We start from the raw sequence: 1,977 nt of genomic DNA, 5'->3' as shown, positions 1-1,977 counted from the left end.
GGCGCTGGGCGAGGCCCTGCTCACCGCCGGGCTGGAGCAGGAGGCCGGGCTGGTCGTCGCCGACCTGGCGCAGGACAGTCGCCTGACCGCCGACGAGCGGCGCCGGGTCGCCGGCCTGCGGGGCGGCCTCGCCGTGCGCGCCAGCGACCGTCTGAACGAGGCCGGCGATCAGGCCGCCGCCTATGACCAGCTGGTTCCGGCGCTGCGCGAGAACCCGCAGGATCCCGGCGCCAACTTGGCCCTGGCCCGGCTCTACCAGGGCGCGCGCGAGCCGCGCGAGGCGCTGCGCATCGCCGAGGCGGTGCTCCGCCGCGACCCGGGCAATGCCGAGGCCAGGGCCGGGGCGCTGGATGCCGCCATCGCGCTGGGCGACCGCCGCCGCGCCGAGACCCTGCTGGCCGAGGCCCGTTCCCTCGCCCCGAACGATCCGCGCACCGCGATGATGGAGGCCCGGCTGGCCCGCGCCTCGGGCGATGCCCGCCGCGCCCGCCGGGCGCTCGAGCTGGCCGCCGAGCAGCGCCGGGCGCAGCTGGGCGGCGGCATGGCCGGGGCGGTCGCGCCGGCCGCCGCGGCGCCCGCCATGCCCTCCGGCGCGGAGAACCCGTTCCGCCGCGTGGCCCTGGCCGGGGCCGGCCTTTCCGTGGCCAGCGGCGGCTACACCATGCCGGCCACCGATCCGCTGCTGGAGCAGATCGACCGTGAGCTGGCGGTGGCCAGGGAGGAGGCGGGCACCCGCATCACCGCCGGGCCGGTGATCCGCAGCCGCACCGGCTCGGCCGGCCTCGACCGGCTGACCGAGTTCAGCGGCGAGGCCGAGGTCTCGACCGCGGTGGGCGGCATCGGCGGGCGCATCGCGCTGCGGGCGCGGCCGACCACCATCGACGCGGGCGACCTCGCGCTCGACACCGGCAGCCTGAAGCGCTTCGGCAGCAACGCGCTGACCGAGGCCGCCGCGGGCGAGGTCCTGCTCAACGCCGGGCTGCCGCGGGATTCGACCAATGCCCTGCCGGCCAGCCAGGCCCGGCAGTTCCTGCCGCGCGACACCTCGGCCTCGGGCGTGTCGGTCGGCCTCGCCTATACACGGGACAATCTCTCGGCCGATGTCGGCAGCACGCCGCTCGGTTTCCGCAAACAGAATGTCGTGGGTGGCGTGGAGTTCGCCCCGGCGCTGGGCGGCGGGGCGCGGCTGCGCGTCACCGGCGAGCGCCGGGCGATGACCGATTCGATGCTGTCCTGGGCCGGGATGCGCGACGCGACCACGGGCCGCGTCTGGGGTGGCGTGGTGCGCAACACCGCGCGCGGGCAGGTGGAGTTCGGCTCCGGCGACACGAACTTCTATGTCGGCGGCGGCTATTCGACGATCGAGGGCGATGGCGTGGCGGACAACAGCCGGGTCGAGGCGGGCGCCGGCCTCAGCCACGCCCTGTTCCGTCGCCCGGACGAGGAGCTGGTGACCGGGCTCGACCTGCTCTACCAGTCCTACGACAAGAACCTGCGCTTCTTCAGCATCGGCCATGGCGGCTACTACAGCCCGCAATCCTACATGGCGGCGACCATCCCGCTGGATTACCGCGCCCGTTCCGGCGCGCTCTCCTATCGCCTGGGCGGCACGGTCGGCTTCGCCTCCTGGCGGGAGGATCGCGCGCCGATCTTCCCGACCGAGGCGGGGGCGCAGGCCTATATGGAGGCGCGCGCCCGGGCGGACAGCCAGGTCAGCGCCTACTACCCCGGCCAGTCCCAGACCGGCTTCACGGGCGGGCTGCGGGCCGATGCCGAGTACCAGGTGACGCCGGTGCTGCGCCTCGGCGCGGCGCTGCGCTACGACCGCTCGGCCGACTGGAGCGAGGCGCGCGGGCTGATCTACGCGCGTTACCGTCTGGAGAACTGAGGCGCGGCGGGGGCCCCCCCCCGGGGGGGGCCCCCCCCCCCCCCGCCGCCTGGCAGGGCGCGACGGAGGCGCAGGCCACGGCGCTGGCC

Annotated in this window: 1 protein-coding gene; it reads left to right on the top strand. The window is 76.1% G+C overall.

The window, feature by feature from the left end; translation table 11 throughout:
- On the top strand, nt 1-1,888 hold a 1,888-nt coding region (locus ACVMLK_RS20870; RefSeq protein WP_457487518.1), incomplete at its 5' end, for a cellulose synthase subunit BcsC-related outer membrane protein.
- Between the last annotated feature and the right edge of the window lie 89 nt (nt 1,889-1,977).

The sequence above is a fragment of the Teichococcus aerofrigidensis genome (assembly GCF_054073225.1).
Note: the sequence above shows the minus strand (reverse complement) of the source record. Positions and strands in the feature narration are given on the sequence as shown.